Annotated in this window: 17 protein-coding genes; 13 read left to right on the top strand and 4 right to left on the bottom strand. The window is 63.9% G+C overall.

Translation table 11 applies throughout. From position 1 onward, the window contains the following. Position 1: 1 nt before the first annotated feature. A complete protein-coding gene (locus C0Z19_RS06585) occupies positions 2–562 on the top strand; it encodes a phosphonate degradation HD-domain oxygenase (RefSeq protein ID WP_102608992.1) in 561 nt (186 codons plus the stop codon). 70 nt (positions 563–632) lie between these two features. Here C0Z19_RS06585 and C0Z19_RS06580 read toward each other — a convergent pair whose 3' ends face one another. Beyond that, complete coding sequence (locus C0Z19_RS06580; RefSeq protein WP_102608991.1) at positions 633–2,075, bottom strand: sialidase family protein; 1,443 nt, start codon at positions 2,073–2,075, stop codon at positions 633–635. A 437-nt stretch (positions 2,076–2,512) separates the two neighbouring features. Here C0Z19_RS06580 and deoC point away from each other — a divergent pair, with 437 nt between their 5' ends. The 8 genes from deoC to C0Z19_RS06540 all read left to right on the top strand — a co-directional run bounded on the left by deoC (position 2,513) and on the right by C0Z19_RS06540 (position 12,434). Then, positions 2,513–3,517, top strand: a complete 1,005-nt coding sequence (gene deoC / locus C0Z19_RS06575; protein WP_102608990.1) for a deoxyribose-phosphate aldolase — start codon at positions 2,513–2,515, stop codon at positions 3,515–3,517. A gap of 11 nt (positions 3,518–3,528) precedes the next feature. Then, on the top strand, positions 3,529–5,958 hold the full coding sequence (locus tag C0Z19_RS06570; RefSeq protein ID WP_102608989.1) for an aldehyde dehydrogenase family protein: 2,430 nt from the start codon (positions 3,529–3,531) through the stop codon (positions 5,956–5,958). A 51-nt stretch (positions 5,959–6,009) separates the two neighbouring features. Next, positions 6,010–6,489, top strand: coding sequence for an RbsD/FucU family protein (locus tag C0Z19_RS06565; protein ID WP_102608988.1), 480 nt, complete (start codon positions 6,010–6,012; stop codon positions 6,487–6,489). Positions 6,490–6,492: 3 nt separating this feature from the next. Continuing rightward, positions 6,493–7,431 carry a ribokinase gene (gene rbsK, locus C0Z19_RS06560; RefSeq protein WP_102608987.1) on the top strand — a complete coding sequence of 313 codons (939 nt, stop codon included), beginning with the start codon at positions 6,493–6,495 and terminating at the stop codon, positions 7,429–7,431. A gap of 52 nt (positions 7,432–7,483) precedes the next feature. Then, a complete protein-coding gene (locus C0Z19_RS06555) occupies positions 7,484–8,563 on the top strand; it encodes an ABC transporter permease (RefSeq protein WP_233196027.1) in 1,080 nt (359 codons plus the stop codon). Between the two features lie 99 nt (positions 8,564–8,662). Further along, positions 8,663–9,667, top strand: a complete 1,005-nt coding sequence (locus C0Z19_RS06550) for an autoinducer 2 ABC transporter substrate-binding protein (protein WP_102608986.1) — start codon at positions 8,663–8,665, stop codon at positions 9,665–9,667. 111 nt (positions 9,668–9,778) lie between these two features. Further along, the gene (locus C0Z19_RS06545; RefSeq protein WP_102609137.1) at positions 9,779–11,314 is read left to right on the top strand and encodes a sugar ABC transporter ATP-binding protein; all 1,536 of its coding nucleotides are present in this window, start codon (positions 9,779–9,781) and stop codon (positions 11,312–11,314) included. A gap of 85 nt (positions 11,315–11,399) precedes the next feature. Next, positions 11,400–12,434, top strand: a complete 1,035-nt coding sequence (locus C0Z19_RS06540) for an ABC transporter permease (protein WP_233196026.1) — start codon at positions 11,400–11,402, stop codon at positions 12,432–12,434. A gap of 16 nt (positions 12,435–12,450) precedes the next feature. Here the strand turns inward: C0Z19_RS06540 and C0Z19_RS06535 are convergent, their stop codons facing one another. Next, entirely contained in the window at positions 12,451–13,179 is a 729-nt protein-coding gene (locus tag C0Z19_RS06535) for a DeoR/GlpR family DNA-binding transcription regulator (RefSeq protein WP_102608985.1), read from the bottom strand. A gap of 231 nt (positions 13,180–13,410) precedes the next feature. Here C0Z19_RS06535 and otnI point away from each other — a divergent pair, with 231 nt between their 5' ends. The 4 genes from otnI to C0Z19_RS06515 all read left to right on the top strand — a co-directional run bounded on the left by otnI (position 13,411) and on the right by C0Z19_RS06515 (position 16,379). After that, the gene (gene otnI / locus C0Z19_RS06530) at positions 13,411–14,193 is read left to right on the top strand and encodes a 2-oxo-tetronate isomerase (RefSeq protein WP_102608984.1); all 783 of its coding nucleotides are present in this window, start codon (positions 13,411–13,413) and stop codon (positions 14,191–14,193) included. Between the two features lie 224 nt (positions 14,194–14,417). Continuing rightward, entirely contained in the window at positions 14,418–14,786 is a 369-nt protein-coding gene (locus C0Z19_RS06525; protein ID WP_102608983.1) for a response regulator, read from the top strand. Next, positions 14,779–15,408: a chemotaxis protein CheC gene (locus C0Z19_RS06520; protein WP_102608982.1), complete on the top strand. Its 630-nt coding sequence runs from the start codon at positions 14,779–14,781 to the stop codon at positions 15,406–15,408. Before C0Z19_RS06525 ends, C0Z19_RS06520 begins: the two co-directional genes overlap by 8 nt. 17 nt (positions 15,409–15,425) lie before the next feature. Beyond that, positions 15,426–16,379, top strand: coding sequence for a sensor domain-containing diguanylate cyclase (locus tag C0Z19_RS06515; protein ID WP_102608981.1), 954 nt, complete (start codon positions 15,426–15,428; stop codon positions 16,377–16,379). A gap of 81 nt (positions 16,380–16,460) precedes the next feature. On the opposite strand, the gene C0Z19_RS06510 is transcribed toward C0Z19_RS06515, so the two are convergent. Both C0Z19_RS06510 and C0Z19_RS06505 read right to left on the bottom strand, forming a co-directional pair. Further along, on the bottom strand, positions 16,461–16,991 hold the full coding sequence (locus C0Z19_RS06510; protein WP_102608980.1) for a TIGR00645 family protein: 531 nt from the start codon (positions 16,989–16,991) through the stop codon (positions 16,461–16,463). Positions 16,992–17,155: 164 nt separating this feature from the next. Continuing rightward, a complete protein-coding gene (locus tag C0Z19_RS06505; protein ID WP_102608979.1) occupies positions 17,156–18,859 on the bottom strand; it encodes a pyrrolo-quinoline quinone in 1,704 nt (567 codons plus the stop codon). Between the last annotated feature and the right edge of the window lie 402 nt (positions 18,860–19,261).

Genomic DNA, 19,261 nt, shown 5'->3' with positions numbered 1-19,261 from the left:
GATGGCATTGAGCCTCGACGACATTCGCTTTCTGTTCGAGCGTCACGGCGCAATCGCTTACAGCGGCGAGCCCGTCACACAGTTGCAGCACGCCTTGCAAAGCGGCGCGCTTGCGCAAGAAGCGGGTGCCGACGACACGCTCGTCGCCGCCGCGTTCCTTCACGATCTCGGCCATCTGTTGAACCTGCAAGGCGAGAGCCCGACCGAGCGCGGCATCGACGATCGCCATCAATATTTCGCGTTGCCGTTCCTGCGGCCCGTGATGCCCGCAAGCGTGCTCGAACCGATTCGCCTGCACGTCGATGCGAAGCGCTACTTATGCGCCGTCGATGCAGGCTACCGTGAGCGGCTGTCCGCCGACTCGATACGCAGCCTCGCGCTGCAAGGCGGAATATTCGACGATGACGAGGCTCGTGTCTTCGCCGGGCTGCCCTTCGCGCAGGACGCGATCCGGTTGCGTCGTTGGGACGATAGGGCCAAGGACGCGAATCAGTCCACGCCAGGGCTCGAGCACTTTCTCGATGTGATCGAGCGGGTCATGGGTGCAAAGGCGAGTACATAAACAAAAGCAAAGACCAAAACAAAAACGGGCGCGCCCGCATGACAGACCGCGCCCGTCACTGGCTCAACAATCAGGGCGCGGCGAACACGTCGGTCGGGTTCGCTGTGTTGCCTGAGTTCGTTTGCACGAAGAACGGCAGGAAGGCTGTCCCGCGCGCATCGAGCCCTTCGTAGTCGCCGACGAAGTAGCCCTCCGCATAGGGCGCCGTCTTCAAATCGAACGATCCGGCCAGATGCGTCTCGTTGCCGAACGTCTTGCCGCCATCGGTCGATGTCGTCATCCAATAGTCGGTCGGCAGCGTGGCCGTGTTACCGGCGGCGAGGTTGCGGATGTCGTAATACGTCACCGCGACTGCACCCGCGCCATTCACATGGACCGATGGATTGAAGGCCAGGCGTCCCGTCGGCTTGTTCACGCGAGCCGGCGTACTCCAGGTCTTGCCGCCGTCGGTGGAGGTGGACATCGCGATCTCGTCGTAACTGCCGCCGTTGAAGCGCGCATCCTGCCATACGACATAAAGCTGGCCCGTGGCCGGGTCGATGGCCGGCTCGGGGATGATGTCGCCTGTGCGCAGCGCTTCGCCGGTATTCGGATCGACGACGGATACGGTGTCCAAATCGGCGATGGTCTGCGGCGAAGTCCAGGTGGCGCCGCCATCAGTCGATTTGATGAACGCCACTTTGTACGGTGACGGTTTTTGCGGCGGCGTGATCAGATCGAAGAAGTCATAGAGCGTGCCGTCTTGCCGATTGACGACGATCTGATTGCCGATCGTTTGTTGGCGCGAGGGCACCGTGACGATCTGAACCGGCGCGCTCCAGGTCTTGCCGCCGTCAATCGTCTTCGAAAAATAGCTCGGCCCGCGATAGGCCTGAGCGTGGAGATTGGCATACGGATTCGAGTTCGGCTCTTCGAGGCGATCCCACACGGCATAGGCGACGCCGGCTTTGACGGGGTCGGCCGTTACCGACTCTTTGTCATTGAAAAACTGCGTCGACGGTTCGTTGTCCGCGATCAGCACGCTCAGGTTGGTCCAACTCTGCCCGCCGTCGTTGGAGACGGCCGCCGCCACGGCGTTGCTGTTGTTCGATTGATTGAACGAGATCGATACGCTGTAAGCCGTGCCGTCCGGCCCGATCGACACCCACGGGTCCGACGCGCGTTCATAACCCAGGCCGCCCGCGCACGCGCTGAACGGAAGGTTCGTCTGGCGCCACGTTTGCCCGCCGTCGAACGAGTAGCCTGCGACGAGGCCGTGCGCGCCGCCGTTCGACCAGCGGTCCTGCTGCCAGGCGCCGATCACGTTTGACGGATTGGCCGGGTTGACGGCAACCCAGGGCTCGACTTCCGCGTTCAAGAAGTTCGTGCCGGGGCCGCCGATCGTGCAAGTCGCGAACGGGCTCGGACCGGATACGCGGATCGGCGCGGCCCAAGCCGTGACGGCAGACGACAACGCAAGCACCGCCAGAGCGGAGCGGGTGAGACTGAATCGAGGCGTGATATGGCGTCGCATGGAAGACCCTCTCGTTGGAAGTTTTACGGTCCACAGCGCGGTCGCGCGACGCCGTCGGCAAAGCCGTACTGCGCGTTCGCCGAAGGTTGGCTCGTGACGAAGGCCGGCGCCGTAGGCGCTGGTTGCCGCCAGCGCGGCGGTCAGACTGCATCGACGACTGCATGCCGACCCGGGAGAGAACTCCATGATCGGCGCGAATGCTAAGGGGAATGGAAATGCAATGTAGGTAATGCGTGCGCATTCCGCTGGAGATTTTTGTAACAGGCCGCAATGTCCCGCGAACGTTCGTAGCTTCGGGCCAAGAAACTGGCGGAGAAAGGGCGAAGGAACCTCCCGCGATAAAATTGTAACGAGAACTTGTCACGATCGTTTCATCGCGCTAGGATCGTTGCAAGCCCACCCTCATGGCGTGCTCTGTTTTGCACTGCGCTTTTCCCATGTCCGACGCTTCGACGCATTCGATCGTTTTACCGCACGGCCTCGCGTTTCCGCTCGATGGGCGCAACCGTGGCGTCCCATTCGACGCCGCGTGGATCGAAGGGCTGCGCATCAACCAGTCCGCTGTCGAGCGCCGCACGGCGACGCTGCCCGCGCGGCGCTCGGTCAAAAAGGACGCGCAAGCGGCGTGGCTGCTCAAGGCGGTGACCTGCATCGATCTGACCACGCTCAACGGGGACGACACGGAGGGCCGCGTGCGGCGCCTATGCGCCAAAGCGCGCCGTCCCATCCGGGGCGATCTGCTGCAGGCGCTCGGTTTCGATCCCGATTCGATCGCGACGGGCGCGGTCTGCGTTTATCACCGCTTCGTGGCCGCCGCGGTCGACGCGTTGCGCGGCACCGACATCGCCGTGGCCGCCGTTTCGACGGGGTTTCCTGCGGGGTTGAACCCCCATCCGCTCAAGCTCAAAGAGATCGAAGCATCGGTGGCGGCTGGGGCGTCGGAAATCGACATCGTGGTCACGCGCGAGCACATCCTGACGGGCAATTGGCGCGCGCTCTACGACGAAGTACGCGAGTTTCGTGCCGCATGCGGCGCAGCCCATGTCAAAGCGATTCTCGCGACGGGCGATATCCGCACGCTGACGAACGTGGCGAAAGCCTCGATGGTCTGCATGATGGCCGGTGCCGATTTCATCAAGACTTCGACGGGCAAGGAAGGCGTCAACGCCACGCTCGATGTTTCGCTTGTCATGGTGCGGATGATCCGTGAATTTCGTGAGCGCACCGGCATGCGCGTCGGTTTCAAGCCGGCGGGCGGCGTCTCGACGGCCAAGTCGGTGCTGGCCTACCAGGTGCTGATGAAGGAAGAGCTCGGTCGCCCGTGGCTCGAGCCTTCGCTCTTGCGCATCGGTGCATCGAGTCTGCTCGCGGATATCGAGCGCCAGCTCGAGCACCACGTCACCGGCCGCTATTCGGCTTTCAACCGTCACCCCGTAGCGTGAGCACAGTCGCGATGAGCGTTGCCGAATACTTTCAAACGATGGATTACGCGCCTGCCCCCGAAGACGACAAAGCCGCGCGCGCCTGGCTGTTGCAGCACGCTGGGACGTTCGATCATTTCATCGACGGCCAATGGCGTGCAGGTGCGTCGGGCGAGCGTTTCGCCGTACGCGCGCCGGCGACAGGCGAAGTGCTGGCCGAAGTGGCGCAGGGGGGCGCAGCCGATATCGATGCGGCAGTGGCGGCAGCCCGCGCGGCACAGCCTGGCTGGCTGGCGGCCGGCGGCGCGCACCGTGCGCGGCATCTGTACGCACTTGCTCGGATGGTGCAGCGGCACAGCCGCTTGTTCGCCGTGCTCGAAGCGCTCGACAACGGCAAGCCGATCCGCGAGACGCGCGATATCGACGTGCCGCTCGTCGCCCGGCATTTTCTGCATTACGCGGGCTGGGCTCAGTTGCAGGAAACGGAGTTTGCCGGGTGGGCGCCGCTTGGCGTCATCGGCCAGATCGTGCCGTGGAATTTTCCGCTGCTGATGCTGGCCTGGAAGGTCGCGCCGGCCATCGCGCTCGGCAACTGCGTCGTTCTGAAGCCGGCAGAATACACGCCGCTCACGGCGTTGCTGTTCGCGCAGTTGGCGGCGCAGGCAGGCTTGCCCGCCGGCGTGCTCAACGTTGTGACCGGCGATGGCCGCACGGGCGCGGAGCTCGTCGAGCATCGCGACGTCGACAAGATCGCGTTCACGGGTTCGACCGAAGTCGGCCGCTCGATTCGTGCGGCCACGGCCGGCTCGGGAAAATCGCTGACGCTCGAACTGGGCGGTAAGTCGCCCTTCATCGTGTTCGACGATGCCGATCTCGACGGTGCCGTGGAAGGCGTCGTCGACGCCATCTGGTTCAACCAGGGCCAGGTCTGCTGCGCCGGATCGCGCCTGCTCGTGCAGGAAGGCGTCGAAGCGCGCTTTGTCGACAAGCTCAAGCACCGCATGGCGCAGCTGCGCGTGGGGCCTTCGCTCGACAAAACGATAGACATGGGCGCGATCGTCGATCCCGTGCAACTCACGCGCATCGAGGCACTGATCGAAACGGGGCGGCGCGAAGGGTGCGAGATCTGGCAACCGCACGAAGTGGCCATGCCGGCCGCGGGCGGTTCCTACTATCCGCCGACGCTCGTCACCAACGTGGCGCCGTCCTGCACGCTCGCGCAAGAGGAAATCTTCGGGCCCGTGCTGACGACGATGAGCTTTCGCACGCCCGACGAAGCGGTCGCGCTCGCGAACAACACGCGCTACGGCTTGGCGGCCAGCGTCTGGAGCGAGACAATCGGCCGGGCGCTCGATATCGCGCCGCGTCTCGCCTGCGGCGTCGTCTGGGTCAACGCGACGAACCTGTTCGATGCGAGCGTCGGCTTCGGCGGCTATCGCGAGTCGGGCTACGGCCGCGAAGGCGGGCGAGAGGGGGTGTACGAGTATCTGAAGCCGATCGGCTGGGGCAAGGGCGCGGTGCGCGACGCTGCGCCGGCTTCGGCGGGGCCGCAACGTGCGGCCGATCGCATCGGCTCGGCAAGCGGCGTTACGCCGCTCGATCGCGGCGCCGGCGGCGACTTCATCGATCGCTCGGCGAAGCTTTTCATCGGGGGAAGGCAAGCCCGCGCCGACGGCGGCGATTCGCGCGCAGTCCATGCGCCGAGTGGCGCGTTCGTTGGCGAGGTGGCCGACGGCAATCGTAAGGACGTGCGCGACGCAGTGGCCGCCGCGCGCAGCGCGACCAAGTGGTCGACGATGAGCGGGCACGCGCGCGCACAGGTGCTCTATTTCCTGGCTGAAAACCTGTCGGCGCGGGGCGACGAATTCGCGCGCCAACTCGTGCGGCGCACCGAATGCGACGCCGACGCAGCCCGGCGAGAGGTCGAGGCGTCGATCACACGGCTTTGCACCTACGCGGCATGGGCCGACAAGTTCGACGGCGCCGTGCATACGCCGCCGCTGCGCGGCGTCGCGCTGGCCATGCACGAACCGCTGGGCGTGATCGGCATCGCATGTCCCGACGAAGCGCCGTTGCTCGCGCTGATTTCGCTCGTCGCGCCTGCGCTGGCCTTGGGCAATCGTGTCGTGGTATTGCCGAGCGAAGCCTGCCCGCTCGCCGCCACCGATCTCTACCAGGTCGTCGAAACCTCGGACGTGCCGGCCGGTGCGCTGAACATCGTGACCGGCGCGCGCGACGCCTTGCTCCCCACGCTGGCGAAGCACGATGATGTCGATGCACTATGGTGCTTCGGCCGCGCGGACGAGTCGGAGCACGTCGAGCGCGAATCGATCGGCAACCTCAAACGCACGTTCGTCGATTACGGTTGCCGGATCGACTGGTTCGATCGCGCGAGTGAGGGCATTACCTTCTTGCGTCAGGCGGCGCAAGTGAAGAATATCTGGATTCCGTACGGCGACTGAGCGGTATCGCCCAGCGCGGCGCGGACCCCCACAACGAAAATTGGAGACAACGTGCTGAAGAACCTCGACCCGCTGCTGAACGCAGACATCCTCCATGCGTTGCGCGCGATGGGGCACGGCGATGAAATCGTGGTTTGCGACGCCAACTTCCCGGCCGAATCGGTCGCGCGCGCAACCGTGCTCGGCAAATTGTTGCGCATGGACGGCGTCGACTCGGCCCGCGCCGTGCGCGCGGTGCTGTCGGTGCTGCCGCTCGACACGTTCGTCGAATCGCCCGCGATGCGGATGGAAGTCGTCGGCGACCCGCAGGCGCTGCCCAACGTCCAACGCGAGGCGCAGGTCGAAGTCGATCATGCCGAAGGCCGCGAGGTGCGGTTTGCGCCGATCGAACGGCATGCTTTCTATGCCCGCGCGCGCAACGCCTACTGCGTCATCGCCACGGGAGAGACGCGCGGCTATGGGTGCTTCATCTTCAAGAAGGGCGTCATCCTCGCCCCCGATGCGCCGCTCGGCGTGCATGGCGGAGCCTGAGCGATGAGCGGGCGCGTCGTCATCCTCGGCATCTTCGTGACCGATCTTGCGTTCCGCGCGGAGCGCATGCCGCTGATCGGCGAGACGATCGCCGGTTCGTCGTTTGCGATGGGGCCGGGCGGCAAGGGCTCGAACCAGGCGGTCGCGGCCGCGCGCGCGGGCGCCGACGTCGTGTTCTGCACGCGTCTGGGCGATGACGCGTTCGGCGCGATCGCGCGAGAGACCTGGCAGGCCGAAGGCATCACGGCGCGCGCCACCATCGTAGAAGGCGTCGCCACCGGTGCGGCGCACATCTTCGTCGATGCGGCGACGGGCTCGAACGCCATCATCGTTGCCGCGGGTGCGGCCGCGACGCTCGGCCCGGCCGACGCCGAAGCGATCGAAGCGGACATCGCCGCCGCCCAGGTTTTCGTCACACAATTGGAGCAGCCGGTGGCCGCGGCGCGCCGGGGCCTCGAGCTTGCGCGCAAGCATGGCGTAACGACCGTGTTGAACCCGGCGCCGGCGTTGCCGCTGCCCGACGACATCTTCCCGCTGTGCGACTACCTCACGCCGAACGAAACCGAAGCCGCGGCGCTGACGGGCATCGACATCGCTTCGCCCGACGATGCTCGCCGCGCAGCCGACGTATTGCTCGACAAAGGCGTGGGCGCGGTCATCGTCACACTCGGCGAAGCGGGCGCGTTGCTGCATTCGCGCACGCAATCGACGCTCGTGCCGGCGTTTCGCTGCGGGCCCGTCGTCGAGACGGCCGGCGCGGGCGACGGCTTCACGGGCGGCTTTGCCGCGGCGCTCGCGCGCGGTGAAGCGCCGCTCGCAGCGGTGCGTTTCGGCAGCGCGCTGGCCGGCCTCTCGGTCACGCGCGCCGGGACCGCGCCGTCGATGCCGCGTTTGAGCGAAATCCGGGCGCTGATCGGCGCGGCGTCCGAAGTATCGGCATAAAGGCGGCGGGCGCGCGGCGAGATCCATCGCAGCGCGCCCGCCTCGACACGTCATGAAAAGGGCATGGGATATGCAAGAGAAAGGCGGGTTCGTTCTCGGCAACTGGTTCGGCGACCGGCAGTTGAACTTCCTGCTCGGCGTGAACGTGCTCGTCGTGGTGGTGGCCGTCTGGCTGTCGCACGGCCAGTTCGTCTCGCTCGACAATCTGCAATCGATGGGCTCGCAACTGCCCGAAGTCGGTTTGCTCGCGCTTGGCATCATGCTGTCGATGCTCTCAGGTAACGGCGGCATCGACCTTTCGGGCGTGGGGCTCGCGAACCTGTCGGGGATGATCGCCGCGCTCGTCGTGCCGAAGTGGGTCAGCGGCGACGATGCGCCGGTGCTCTACACGACGCTCTTTTGTGCGATCGTCGTGACGTTGGGCTTCATCGGCGGATTGCTGAACGGGCTCATCATCGCCCGGCTGCGTCTCACGCCGATCCTTTGCACGCTCGGCACCCAGCTCCTCTTCACGGGCTTCGCCGTCGCACTCAGCAACGGCGCATCGGTGCATGTCGATTACGTCGAACCGCTGGCCGATATCGGCAACGGTACAGTCTTCGCGGTGCCGATCTCGTTCTGCCTCTTCATCGCCGCCGTGCTCGTCCTCGGCTGGCTCTTGAAGTACACGCCGTTCGGCCTGCGGCTCTATTTGATGGGCACCAACCAGCGCGCCGCGTTTTATGCGGGCATCGGGCGCGAGCGCATGCTGATCGCCACCTACGCGATGTGCGGCGTGCTCGCCTCGCTCGCGGGGCTCGTCAGCGTCTCGCACACGCTCAGCGCGAAATGGGATTACGGCAATTCGTATCTGTTGATCGCGATCCTGATCGCGGTCATGGGCGGCGTCAATCCGGCCGGCGGCTACGGACGTATCGTTTGCGTGTTCTTCGCCGCCACGGTGCTCCAATTGCTATCGAGCCTGTTCAACCTGCTCAACGTGTCGCAGTTCTTCGGCGATTGCACGTGGGGCTTCCTGCTGCTCGTCTCGCTCGCGTTCGCGGACGGCGATCACGTGCGGGCGATCTTCGGCCTGAAGCGCGCGGTTCTGCCTCAGGGCGCGTCGACCGACAAGCGCGACAGGCACGGATGACAGCGGCGAAATAGCGGGTTCTGCAGTCGGCGGACATCTGGCCTCGGGTGACCGTCAGCACAAACGAGGCGCGTCGGGAACAGGAAGGAGACAGAGAAGATGAAGCTGAAACGAACGAGCCTCGCGCTCGCGGCTTGCGCGCTCGGCGCGGGCGTCATTTTTGCCGCGCAGGCGGCAACCAACGAAACGATCGTCACGGTCGTCAAAGTAACCGGCATCAGCTGGTTCAATCGGATGGAAGAAGGCGTCAAGCAATTCGCCAAAGACAATCCGGGCATCACGACCTATCAGACGGGTCCTGGCCAGGCCGACGCCGCGCAGCAGCTGAAGATCATCGAGGACTTGATCGCGAAGAAGGTCAGCGCGATCGCGGTCGTGCCGTATGACCCGCCGACGCTCGAACCCGCGCTGAAGAAGGCGATGGATCGCGGCATCAAGGTCGTCACGCACGAGGCCGACAACGAGAAGAACACGATGATCGACGTCGAAGCGTTCGACAACACCGCGTATGGCGCGGCGCTCAACGATCGCCTTGCGACCTGTATGCATCAGGACGGCAAATGGGCGACGTTCGTCGGTTCGCTCGGCAGCCGCTCGCAGGTGCAGTGGGCCGACGGCGGCATCGAGAACGCGAAGAAGAAGTACCCGAAGATGCAGCTCGTCGAGACGAACATCGAAACGAACAACGACGGCGAGCACGCTTACGAACAGGCCAAGCAGGTACTGCGCAAACACCCCGACATCAAGGGGTTCCAGGGCTCGTCCTCGCTCGACGTGCTCGGCATCGGCCGCGCTGTCGAGGAAGCGGGGCTCGTAGGCAAGGTCTGCGTCTACGGTACCGGCTTGCCGACCGAAGCGGGCAAGTTCCTCGAAAGCGGGGCCATCAACGGCATCGCGTTCTGGGATCCGAAGCTCGCCGGAGAGGCGATGAACAAGCTGGCGAAGATGCTGCTCGACGGCAAGACCGTGCAGAACGGTGCGAACCTCGGCTTGCCCGGTTATGAAAAAGTGACCGTGACAAAGGGGCCCGGCAAGGGCGTCATCGTGCGTGGACAAGGCTGGGTCAACGTCGACAAGTCGAACTACAAGCAGTACAACTTCTGATTCCGGGGAGCGGGCGGCGGAAGCGGCTTCGGGCGGCTTCGGGCGCCTTCGGAGCGCTTGACGCCAAAGCGCCGCCCCGCTCCGGATCTTCAGCAACCGAAGAGCATGACGATGAGTGACGGAAACGAATCGGAGGCCCTGCTGCAAGTGGTCGACGTGCATAAACGCTTCACGGGCGTCTATGCATTGCGCGGCGTGAGCCTGACGTTCGCGCGAGGGCAGATCTATCACCTGCTCGGCGAAAACGGCTGCGGCAAGAGCACGCTGATCAAGATCATCTCCGGTGCGCAGCCGCCCGATGTCGGCGAACTTGTCATCGACGGCAAGCGTCATGCGCACCTCACGCCGCTCGAAGCGCTCGCGGCCGGCATCGAGACCGTCTATCAGGATCTCTCGCTGCTGCCGAACATGAGCGTGCGCGAGAACGTCGCACTGACCTCCGAGCTGGCCGAGCACGGTGGCCGTCTCGCGCGGGTCTTCGATCGTCGCGCATTGGCGGATCGCGCCGGGCGCGCGCTCGCAGCGGTCGGTTTGCCTGCGGACGCCGATTTCCAGGCGACGTTGATCGAAGCCCTGCCGCTCGCCACCCGGCAACTCGTCGCGATCGCACGGGCGATTGCGAGCGAGGCCAAATTCGTCATCATGGACGAGCCGACCACGTCGCTCACGCAAAAAGAAGTGGCGAACCTGATCGCCGTGTTGACCGCATTGCGCGGGCAGGGCGTGACGGTGCTGTTCGTGAGCCACAAGCTCGATGAATGCTATGCGATCGGTGGCGAAGTCATCGTGCTGCGCGACGGTCAGACGGTCGCGCAAGGGCCGATCGCCGATTACACGAAGGCGCAACTGAGCGAGCTGATGACGGGGCGCGAGCTGGCACATGCCCGCTACCGCACGCAGGCGCACAGTGCGCCGCAAGTCGTGCTCGATGTGCGCGGGCTCGGCCACAGGCGCCAGTTTCGCGACGTATCGTTCGCCCTGCATCGCGGCGAGATCCTCGGCGTAACGGGCCTGCTCGATTCGGGCCGCAACGAATTGGCGCGCGCGCTGGCCGGCGTCGCGCCGGCCGACGCCGGCTCGATCGCGCTCGACGGTGTGCCAATCATCCTCTCGACGCCGGCCGATGCGAAGCGGCACCGGATCGGCTATGTTCCGGAAGACCGCTTGAGTGAGGGGCTTTTCCTCGATAAGTCGATTCGCGACAACGTCGTGACGGCGATGATTTCGAGCCTGCGCGGCCGCTTCGGCCAGCTCGACCGCAAACGGGCCCGTGCGCTGGCGCAGCAAAGCGTGAAAGACCTGCAGATCGCGACGCCCGACATCGACAAGCCCGTTCAATCGCTGTCGGGCGGTAACCAGCAGCGCGTGTTGATCGGACGTTGGCTTGCGATCGACCCGCGCGTGCTGATCCTGCACGGCCCCACGGTCGGCGTCGACGTGGGCTCGAAGGACATCATCTACCGCATCATGCAGGGGCTGTCCGAACGCGGCATCGGCATCGTGCTGATCAGCGACGACCTGCCCGAGCTGCTGCAGAACTGCGATCGGATCATGATGATGAGCAAGGGCCGCATGACGGGCGAGTATCGCGCCGACGAACTGACCGAAGCCGAGCTTTATCGCGCCTTGCTTGCGCAAGCGGCGTGAAGGGCGGGCCGGGCCTGACGCAAGCACCAGCCGGGCGTTCATGCAAACGAATGACGAGTCACGACCAGCGAAGATGAATCAGACGATGAGTTCCACCGATACTGCCGAAATCACCGAGCCGCGCCGCGGGCCCGATTGGCGCGCGAAGTTGGCGCGTCGCCCCGAATGGCTGCCCGCCGGCTTGATCGTGCTGTGCTGCATCGTCGTTGCGGCGATCAATCCGCGCTTCCTGCAGTGGGCGACATTGTTCGACCTGCTGCATTCGGCGACGACTACGACGCTGTTCGCGCTCGGCACGCTCGTCGTGCTTGCATCGGGCGGCATCGACGTGTCGTTCACGGCCATCGGGGCGTTGACGATGTATTCGATCACGAAGGCCGTATTCGCCTGGTGGCCCGCGGCGCCGTTCTGGCTGATACTCGTTGTCGGCGCCGTGGGCGGCCTCGTGCTCGGCGTCGTCAACGGCCTGCTCGTCCATCGACTGAAAGCGCCCTCGCTGATCGTCACGATCGGCACGCAATATCTGTATCGCGGCCTGTTGCTGACGTTCGTCGGTACGACGTTCTTCATGAACATCCCGCACAGCATGGACCACTTCGGCCGCATTCCGCTGCTGGCATATCGCACTGTCGACGGGCTCGACGCCGTGCTGCCGGTTTCCGTGCTCGCGTTGTTCGCGGCGGCGGCCCTGACCTGGTGGCTGCTGAACCGGACGATGATGGGGCGGGCCGTCTACGCCATGGGCGGCAGCCTCACGATTGCCGAGCGGCTCGGCTATAACGTGCGGGCCGTGCATCTGTTCGTGTTCGGCTATACGGGAATGCTCGCGGGCATAGCGGGCATCCTGCACGTCGCCAACAATCGGCTCGCCAATCCGTTCGATCTCGTCGGCTCCGAACTCGACGTGATTGCGGCCGTCATCCTGGGCGGCGCACGCATCACGGGCGGCAGCGGCACGGTGCTCGGGACGCTGCTGGGCGTCGCGCTCGTGACGCTCGTCGACAACACGCTGATTCTCATCGGCGTGCCGAGCACATGGCAGAAGGTGATCGTCGGCGCGTTCATCCTCGTCGCGGGCGTGCTGTTCGTGCTGCGCCGACGCAACGGAGATCGGGGGTAAACCGCGCGAGCGGGGTTCAAGCGCTGCGCTTGCGCGGCTCGCGCCCTTTCTCCGTGATGATCGAATCGAATTCGTCGATTTGCGAGAAGCGCACGGCTTTGACGATGCCGAACTTGCTCGTATCGGCGACGAGATGGCGCTCGACGGCGCTGGCCATGGCGGCTTGCTTGATCTCCACCTCGTGAAAATTCCAGCAGGTGACGCCGCGCAGCGCGTCGATGCCGCCCGCCGAGATGAACGCCTTGTTGATGCCCATACGCCGCAGCATTTCAAGGCTTTCGTCGCCGCTGAACGAATCGGATGACGGCACATAGACGCCGCCAAGCAGAATCATCCTCACGTTCGGCATGCGCCGCAGAATCTCCGCGATATTGAGCGAGTAACAGAGGACGGTCAGTTGAATGTCGGCCGGAATGAGGCGCGCGAGCGTTGTCAGCGTCGTGCCGCAATCGATGAAGATCGTTTCGTTATCGACGAGCAGTTGCGCCGCGTACGCCGACGCTTGCGCCTTCGCTTCCCCGAAATGATCCTGCTCCTGTTCGAGCGAATAGCCTGCCGCATTGGGCACGTTCGCCGCGCTGACGATATAGCCGCCGAGATACGTGAAGCGCTCGGGATTGGCGGCGATATCGCGTCGCACCGTCATCTCCGACACGCCGAGCAAAGCGGCGGCATCGCGCAGACGCATGACGTTGTGCTTGGCGAGCGCATCGGCGAGCGCATGCAGGCGATCGGTCTTGACCATGGTTGCTCAGAAGAAATGCCGCGCAAGAGGGAGGGAAACGGTGAGCCGGAACGTTATGTTTCTAGCGCATTGATGATCGAATTATAACAAGCCAAGTCAGGGCGGCGCAAAGCGTTCTGCATCCTCCGCTTGATGTTTGCAGGCAATGACAGCCTCCGTTCGCGGTATGCTGCAAGCCGCTGCGGCCCGCACCGGGCGTGCAGCGCGTTCGTTCTTCGAGGAGTTGCCCGCATGCCGCGCTTTGCCGCGAACCTGACGATGATGTACCCCGAGCACGCGTTCGCCGATCGCTTCGCTGCGGCGGCGAGAGACGGGTTCGAGGCCGTAGAGTGCCTGTTTCCCTACGCGTTGCCTACGTCCACGATCGCAACGCTGCTGCGCGAGCACGGCCTGGCGTTGGCGCTGTTCAACGCGCCGCCCGGCGACTGGAACAACGGCGAACGCGGCATTGCCTCGCTGCCCGGACGGGACGATGAATTTCGGCGCGGGATCGACCAGGCGCTCGAATACGCCACGGCGCTCGGCACGCGCAAGCTTCACGTCATGGCCGGCCTTGCGCAGGAGGGCGTGGCGCACGAACGGCAACAGGACTCTTATCTGCGCAACCTGGAATGGGCGGCGAGCGCCGCGCGCGGGGCCGAAGTCACGATTCTGATCGAGCCGATCAATCCGCGCGACATGCCGCGCTACTGGCTCAATCGCCAGGACGAGGCACAGGCCGTTCGGGCCGTGCTCGGCGCTGCGAACGTGGCGGTGCAGTTCGACTGTTATCACTGCCAGATCGTCGAAGGCGACATTGCGACAAAACTCGCGCGCGACATCGGCGGTATCGGCCACATTCAAATCGCAGGTGTCCCCGAGCGGCACGAACCCGACACGGGCGAATTGAACTATCCGTATCTGTTCGAACTGATCGACTCGCTCGGCTACGCCGGATGGATCGGCTGCGAGTACCGGCCCCGTGGCGATACATCGGCCGGACTTGGGTGGGCGCGGGCGTACCTGCGTCGATAACGAACGACTCATTTGAGGCGTAGGCGGATCGAGCAGATGCGTCCCTAAATAAAAACCGCCGCACATGATCGACTACAAATATTCTCCAATGATCCGCGACGAAATCAAACGTTTTCGCTTACGTTTGCCCAATCTGTAATCGATTTTTGCGTTGGGGTTTATGAGTACTTCAGATCCCATCGGGCCGGCCGTTATACCGGACGTGGTTATAAGGAACTGCCGAAATGGGATTGCCTGTACTGGTGGTGGACGACTCGACGCTCGCCCGCCGACTGCTGATCAACGCTTTGCCGGAAGCGTGGGACGTCGAAATTACGCAAGCCGCGAATGGGCCGGACGCGCTGGCCGCTTACCGGGCGGGGCAGGCGTCGGTCATGTTTCTCGACCTGACGATGCCCGGCATGACCGGTTTCGACGTGCTTGAAACCGTGCGCTCGGAAGGACTCGACAGCTTCGTGATTGTGGTGTCGGCCGACATTCAGCCCGAGGCCAAGGCGCGTGTCAAAGCGCTGGGTGCCGTTGCTTTCATCGACAAGCCGGTGACGAGCGCGAAGCTGGTGCCTATCCTGAAAGAGTACGGATTGTATGAGTGAGCCTATCCTCACCGAAGACCAGCGCGATGCGCTACAGGAGATCGCGAACATTGGCATGGGCCAGGCGGGCGCGCGTCTCGCTGCGCTGCTGGGACGGTTCGTGCATCTCTCCGTGCCGCGCATCCGCATGGTCGATACCGACACGCTGCCGTCGGCCGTACGCGACATGCTCGATTTCTCCGAACCGGTGACCGCGCTGCGCCAGAGTTTTCGATGCGAGATCGCCGGCGAGGCGATTTCGCTGTTCGACAGCCGCAGCGCCGCGCATATGAAATTCGTGTTCCGCTCGCAGGAATCGGCTGCTGAAGCGAACGACGAGGAGATGTCGGACGCCGAAGTGTTGTCCGATGTGGCGAATCTGATTGCGGGCGCGTGTTTGACGGGCCTGTTCGAACAACTCGAGCAGTCGCCGACGTTCACGCCGCCGCGGCTGATCGGCGTGCAGCTGGACCTCGAAGACGTCTTGCATCCGTCGAAGCTGCCTTGGGACAGAGCGTTGTTGCTCGAGGTGAACCTGCAGACCGAAGACGGCGTTTTCGGTTCGCATTTGTTGACGCTGATGACGGCCAAAGCAGTGCAGTCGCTCGTGTCCGCGATCGACGGCTTTCTCGCGAATCTTTGAACTGATAGAAGTTGCAGATGGATATCCCAGGCACCGCCCGCTTGAGCGAGCTCGCGCTGGAGCGCGTCGGGCTCGGCATTTTCGCTGTGGATCGCGATTACCGCATCGTGCTGTGGAATCGATTCATGGATGAGCACAGCGGCTTGGCCGCCGCGCAAGCGATCGGCCGCAGCTTCTTCGATTGTTTTCCGGACGCGCCGCGCGCCTGGCTCAAGCGCAAATTCGACACCGTGTTTCTGCTCCACAGCGGCTCGTTTTCGTCGTGGCAGCATCGCCCGTGGCTCTTGCCGTTCGAGCACGATTGCCCGATCACGGGCTCGCTCGACCTGATGCAGCAGGACTGCGCGTTCATGCCGCTGATCGAGAACGGCGAAGTGGTGGCGGTGTGCGTCACGATCGCCGATGTGACCGAACTGGCTGTCGCATGGAAAGAGCGTGAAGTCGCGCTCGATGCATTGCGCGATTCATCGGAACGCGATGCATTGACGGGCCTTTATAACCGTCGCCATATCGATGGCCGCCTGGAGTCGGAATACAACAGCTGGACGCGGCACCATGAAACGTTCGCCGTCCTCTTGTTCGACATCGACCACTTCAAGCGCGTCAACGATACCTACGGTCACCCGACAGGCGATGCCGTGCTGCGTAACATCGCGGCGATCGTATCGCCGCAATTGCGCAGCAGCGATATCCTGGCCCGTTACGGCGGCGAGGAATTCATCGTGGTGCTGCCGCATTGTGACGAGGCCGGCGCTGCCGTGGTGGCCGAAAAGATTCGCGCCGCGATCGAGAACGACGCACTCGAAGCATCGACGGGCGCGTTGAAGGTCACAGTGAGCGTCGGCGGCTGCGTCAGCACCGACGGATTGACCAGCGTGGCCGCGCTCGTGGCGCAGGCCGATCAGGCGCTATACGACGCCAAGCACGGCGGCCGCAACCGCGTGTGCCTGTTTCATCCCCATCCCGCTTGAGCGCATGCGTTGCCGGCCGCGCAATCCCGCGGTCCGGCCATCCGGCCAACGCGCCAGCCGCGCAACATCGATCGCGTTTGCTCAGTGCTTCTCGGAGCGCGCGGCGATCCAGTCCATCGAGGCGAACAGCACGCCGGACACGATAAAGGTCAGATGCAGGATCACGAGCCAGCGCAGGCGCGGCTCGTCGAGCGAGATGTCTTTTTCCGTCAGGCTCATGAACGCGCGCAGCAGCGAAATGGCTGAGATGGCGACGATCGAGCCGATCAGCTTCATCTTCAAACCGGAAAAATCGAGCGTCCCCATCCAACTCGGCCGATCTTCGCTATCGCCCGTATCGATCTTCGAAATGAAATTCTCGTAGCCGGAAAAAATCACGATGACGACGAGACTGGCCGCAAGCGAAAGATCGATAAGGCCAAGCGCCGTGAGGATGATCTGTTCGGGCGTCGCGTGCCAGATACCTTGCAGCCCATGGGCGAGTTCGCCGACGAAGGCCACGAGCAACATCACGAGCGCGAGCACGAGGCCGACGTAGAACGGCGCCAGCAGCCAGCGCGATTTGAACAGGAAGAATTCGAGCAGTTTTTCTAGGGGATGGCGTTGGTGCATGAAATGTCGTTCCTTTTGTGAGCCGGGCAAGGGACGCGCGTTGTCCGTTGCCGGGCGGAGCGGCAATTTTACAGTTTGCTTATGACGGCCCTTTTAATCTGGCGTGCGATGAGGTGTGTGGGCGCCAGCCTCTTCCGAAGCGTTTCGGTCGCGTCGCGGTCCGCCTATTGCAACAACCCGAACACCGCCACGCCGTTCGTCGCGCCGACGTAAACATGTCCATGCGCGATCATCGGCGTGATGAACTTGTTGCCGGCGCCGAACGTATCGCGGGCGCCCGATTGATTGCTGTTGTAGAGCTCCTGCGAGAGATTGCTTGCGTTGAATGCGTGTAACGCGCCCACGCTGCCGTTCTCCGCGGCCCAGACGATCGCGTTCTGCGTGCCGTTGGCCGAGATGCTCGGCGTCGCACCGGGATAAGCGAAGGTTTCGGGGCTTTTTGAACCTGGCGTGGCGGCTAGCCGGGCCGATGCGATCGGAAACGCTTTGAGGTTGTCGCCCACCGCGCCGTAATAGACCACGTTGGCAAAGTACGCCGGCATGCCGAATACCCCGCCGCCCAGTTGCCCGTCGATCTCCTGCCAGATCGCATTGCGCGTGCTGTTGAACCTGCCCATTGCGTCGCGATCGACGACGTAGATCTTGTTGGCCTTGCCCGCGCCCACCGCGAGATGTCGGGTCTTACCGTTTGCATCGACGAGATCGGGCAAGACGAGCGCGCCGCCCGAACCCAGGTCGACGTCCTGGTTCGATTGCGTCACCGTGTCGAACGGCGCGAAGTAATCGCTGACGGCAAGTTTCGGCGAGATCGCCAGCTTGAGGAACGTGTTGCCGTAATCGCCGTGCGACGGTAGGCCGCTGCTCGTCAGCGTGGTGTCGAACGTACCGTTGGCGTCGAGCAAATACAGCGACGTGCTATCGGAGGCCATCCCTGCGCCGCTCATCCATATGGAGCCTTCGCTGCCGTTCGGCGTCACGTTCAGAACGCTCGTTTGCGCCAGCGTATCGGCGCTGTACGCCATCACCCAGCCGCCGTATGCGCCTTGGTCGCAGTGCGAGGTCCAGGCGAGATAGACATTGCCGTTGATCAGCGTCAGGGCTTGCCGTTCGGCGTATTGCTTCGGATCGAACGAGGTGATGCCGTTCGTGCTGTTTGCGCCGTTGCCGGGAAACGTGGCGGAGATATCGGTCGGCCCCCCGAGCACCTCGGCGCCCGTTGATAGATCGAGCGCATGCAGGCGTTGGTGATAGTTGCCACTTGCATCCTTGCTCATTGCAACGGCATAGAGCACCCCATGCGCGCCACGAGAGCGATCGATGACCGGCGTCGACGTGATGCCGATCTCGGGCGTGATCTGAGTGCAGCCGCGGTTGTCGCTCGTGCTTTCACCGCTGCCGAGCAGCGAGCGTTGCCAAAGTACCGCGTTGCTGTCGGCGTCGAACGCATAGAGGCTCGCATGTTCGGTCACGACGTAGACGACGTTGTGCGTCGCGCCGTTGACGGGCTCGTTGCTTACATACAGCGGTTGTGCGTCGACTTTGCCGTCGGTGGAGAGGAATGCGACCTTGCCGAAATGGGCCGCGTTGACGTTCGCGGGCGTGAGCGTCGTTTCCGCCAGGTACTGACCTGTTCGAGCGATGTCGTTGTGATAGGTGAGGACATCGGTGGCGGATGCGGTGCTTCCAGTTCCAGTTCCAGTTCCAGTTCCGCTGCCGGCACCGCTGCCGGCACCGCCCGCGCTGCCGGCGGGGGCGCCATTGGCGGAGCTGCCGCCGCTGCACGACGTGAAGATGAGTGCGAGAAGACAGGCAAATGCGCTGCGCCGAACGCTTGCAGACGCGAAGAAGCGGCGATCGCTGCAGGGCATGACCTTCTCCTGGTAGGGGCCACGACAGGCGCACGAGCATTTTTCATACCCTCCCTGCGCTGTCGGGCCGATGCGTGGGATTCCGATGTCTCGCGCCGCGGGCCATCGCTGCACGGATTCTGCGCCGTTCGTGATGCGGCCGTCAGACAGAATCTCCGGGCAAACCCGCCAGTGAGTGGAATAGAGGGGCTGCTATTTACGTTTTTGTATTGATGGCCTCTTCGCATTACCTTGCACTGCGATCGTCTTGTGAGCCCAATGCTTATTTCTCGAAGCCGCGTTTACGCACGGGTGGGAGGTGTGCGATGTCGTCGAATCGATGTTTCAAACTGCTATCGATCATGGGCGTCTTGCTCATGGTTGCCGCGTGTTCGCAGATGAGCGGGGCTACCGCACCAGCCG

The sequence above is a fragment of the Trinickia soli genome (assembly GCF_002879855.1).
GTDB classification, from domain to species: Bacteria; Pseudomonadota; Gammaproteobacteria; order Burkholderiales; family Burkholderiaceae; genus Trinickia; species Trinickia soli.
Note: the sequence above shows the minus strand (reverse complement) of the source record. Positions and strands in the feature narration are given on the sequence as shown.

Excerpts from the sequence above, each read along its gene's own strand:
- C0Z19_RS06585 (WP_102608992.1), top strand. The coding sequence starts at position 2 with ATGGCATTGAGCCTCGACGACATTCGCTTTCTGTTCGAGCGTCACGGC.
- C0Z19_RS06580 (WP_102608991.1), bottom strand. The coding sequence starts at position 2,075 with ATGCGACGCCATATCACGCCTCGATTCAGTCTCACCCGCTCCGCTCTG.
- deoC (WP_102608990.1), top strand. The coding sequence starts at position 2,513 with ATGTCCGACGCTTCGACGCATTCGATCGTTTTACCGCACGGCCTCGCG.
- C0Z19_RS06570 (WP_102608989.1), top strand. The coding sequence starts at position 3,529 with ATGAGCGTTGCCGAATACTTTCAAACGATGGATTACGCGCCTGCCCCC.
- rbsK (WP_102608987.1), top strand. The coding sequence starts at position 6,493 with ATGAGCGGGCGCGTCGTCATCCTCGGCATCTTCGTGACCGATCTTGCG.
- C0Z19_RS06555 (WP_233196027.1), top strand. The coding sequence starts at position 7,484 with ATGAAAAGGGCATGGGATATGCAAGAGAAAGGCGGGTTCGTTCTCGGC.
- C0Z19_RS06550 (WP_102608986.1), top strand. The coding sequence starts at position 8,663 with ATGAAGCTGAAACGAACGAGCCTCGCGCTCGCGGCTTGCGCGCTCGGC.
- C0Z19_RS06545 (WP_102609137.1), top strand. The coding sequence starts at position 9,779 with ATGAGTGACGGAAACGAATCGGAGGCCCTGCTGCAAGTGGTCGACGTG.
- C0Z19_RS06540 (WP_233196026.1), top strand. The coding sequence starts at position 11,400 with ATGAGTTCCACCGATACTGCCGAAATCACCGAGCCGCGCCGCGGGCCC.
- C0Z19_RS06535 (WP_102608985.1), bottom strand. The coding sequence starts at position 13,179 with ATGGTCAAGACCGATCGCCTGCATGCGCTCGCCGATGCGCTCGCCAAG.
- otnI (WP_102608984.1), top strand. The coding sequence starts at position 13,411 with ATGCCGCGCTTTGCCGCGAACCTGACGATGATGTACCCCGAGCACGCG.
- C0Z19_RS06525 (WP_102608983.1), top strand. The coding sequence starts at position 14,418 with ATGGGATTGCCTGTACTGGTGGTGGACGACTCGACGCTCGCCCGCCGA.
- C0Z19_RS06520 (WP_102608982.1), top strand. The coding sequence starts at position 14,779 with ATGAGTGAGCCTATCCTCACCGAAGACCAGCGCGATGCGCTACAGGAG.
- C0Z19_RS06515 (WP_102608981.1), top strand. The coding sequence starts at position 15,426 with ATGGATATCCCAGGCACCGCCCGCTTGAGCGAGCTCGCGCTGGAGCGC.
- C0Z19_RS06510 (WP_102608980.1), bottom strand. The coding sequence starts at position 16,991 with ATGCACCAACGCCATCCCCTAGAAAAACTGCTCGAATTCTTCCTGTTC.
- C0Z19_RS06505 (WP_102608979.1), bottom strand. The coding sequence starts at position 18,859 with ATGCCCTGCAGCGATCGCCGCTTCTTCGCGTCTGCAAGCGTTCGGCGC.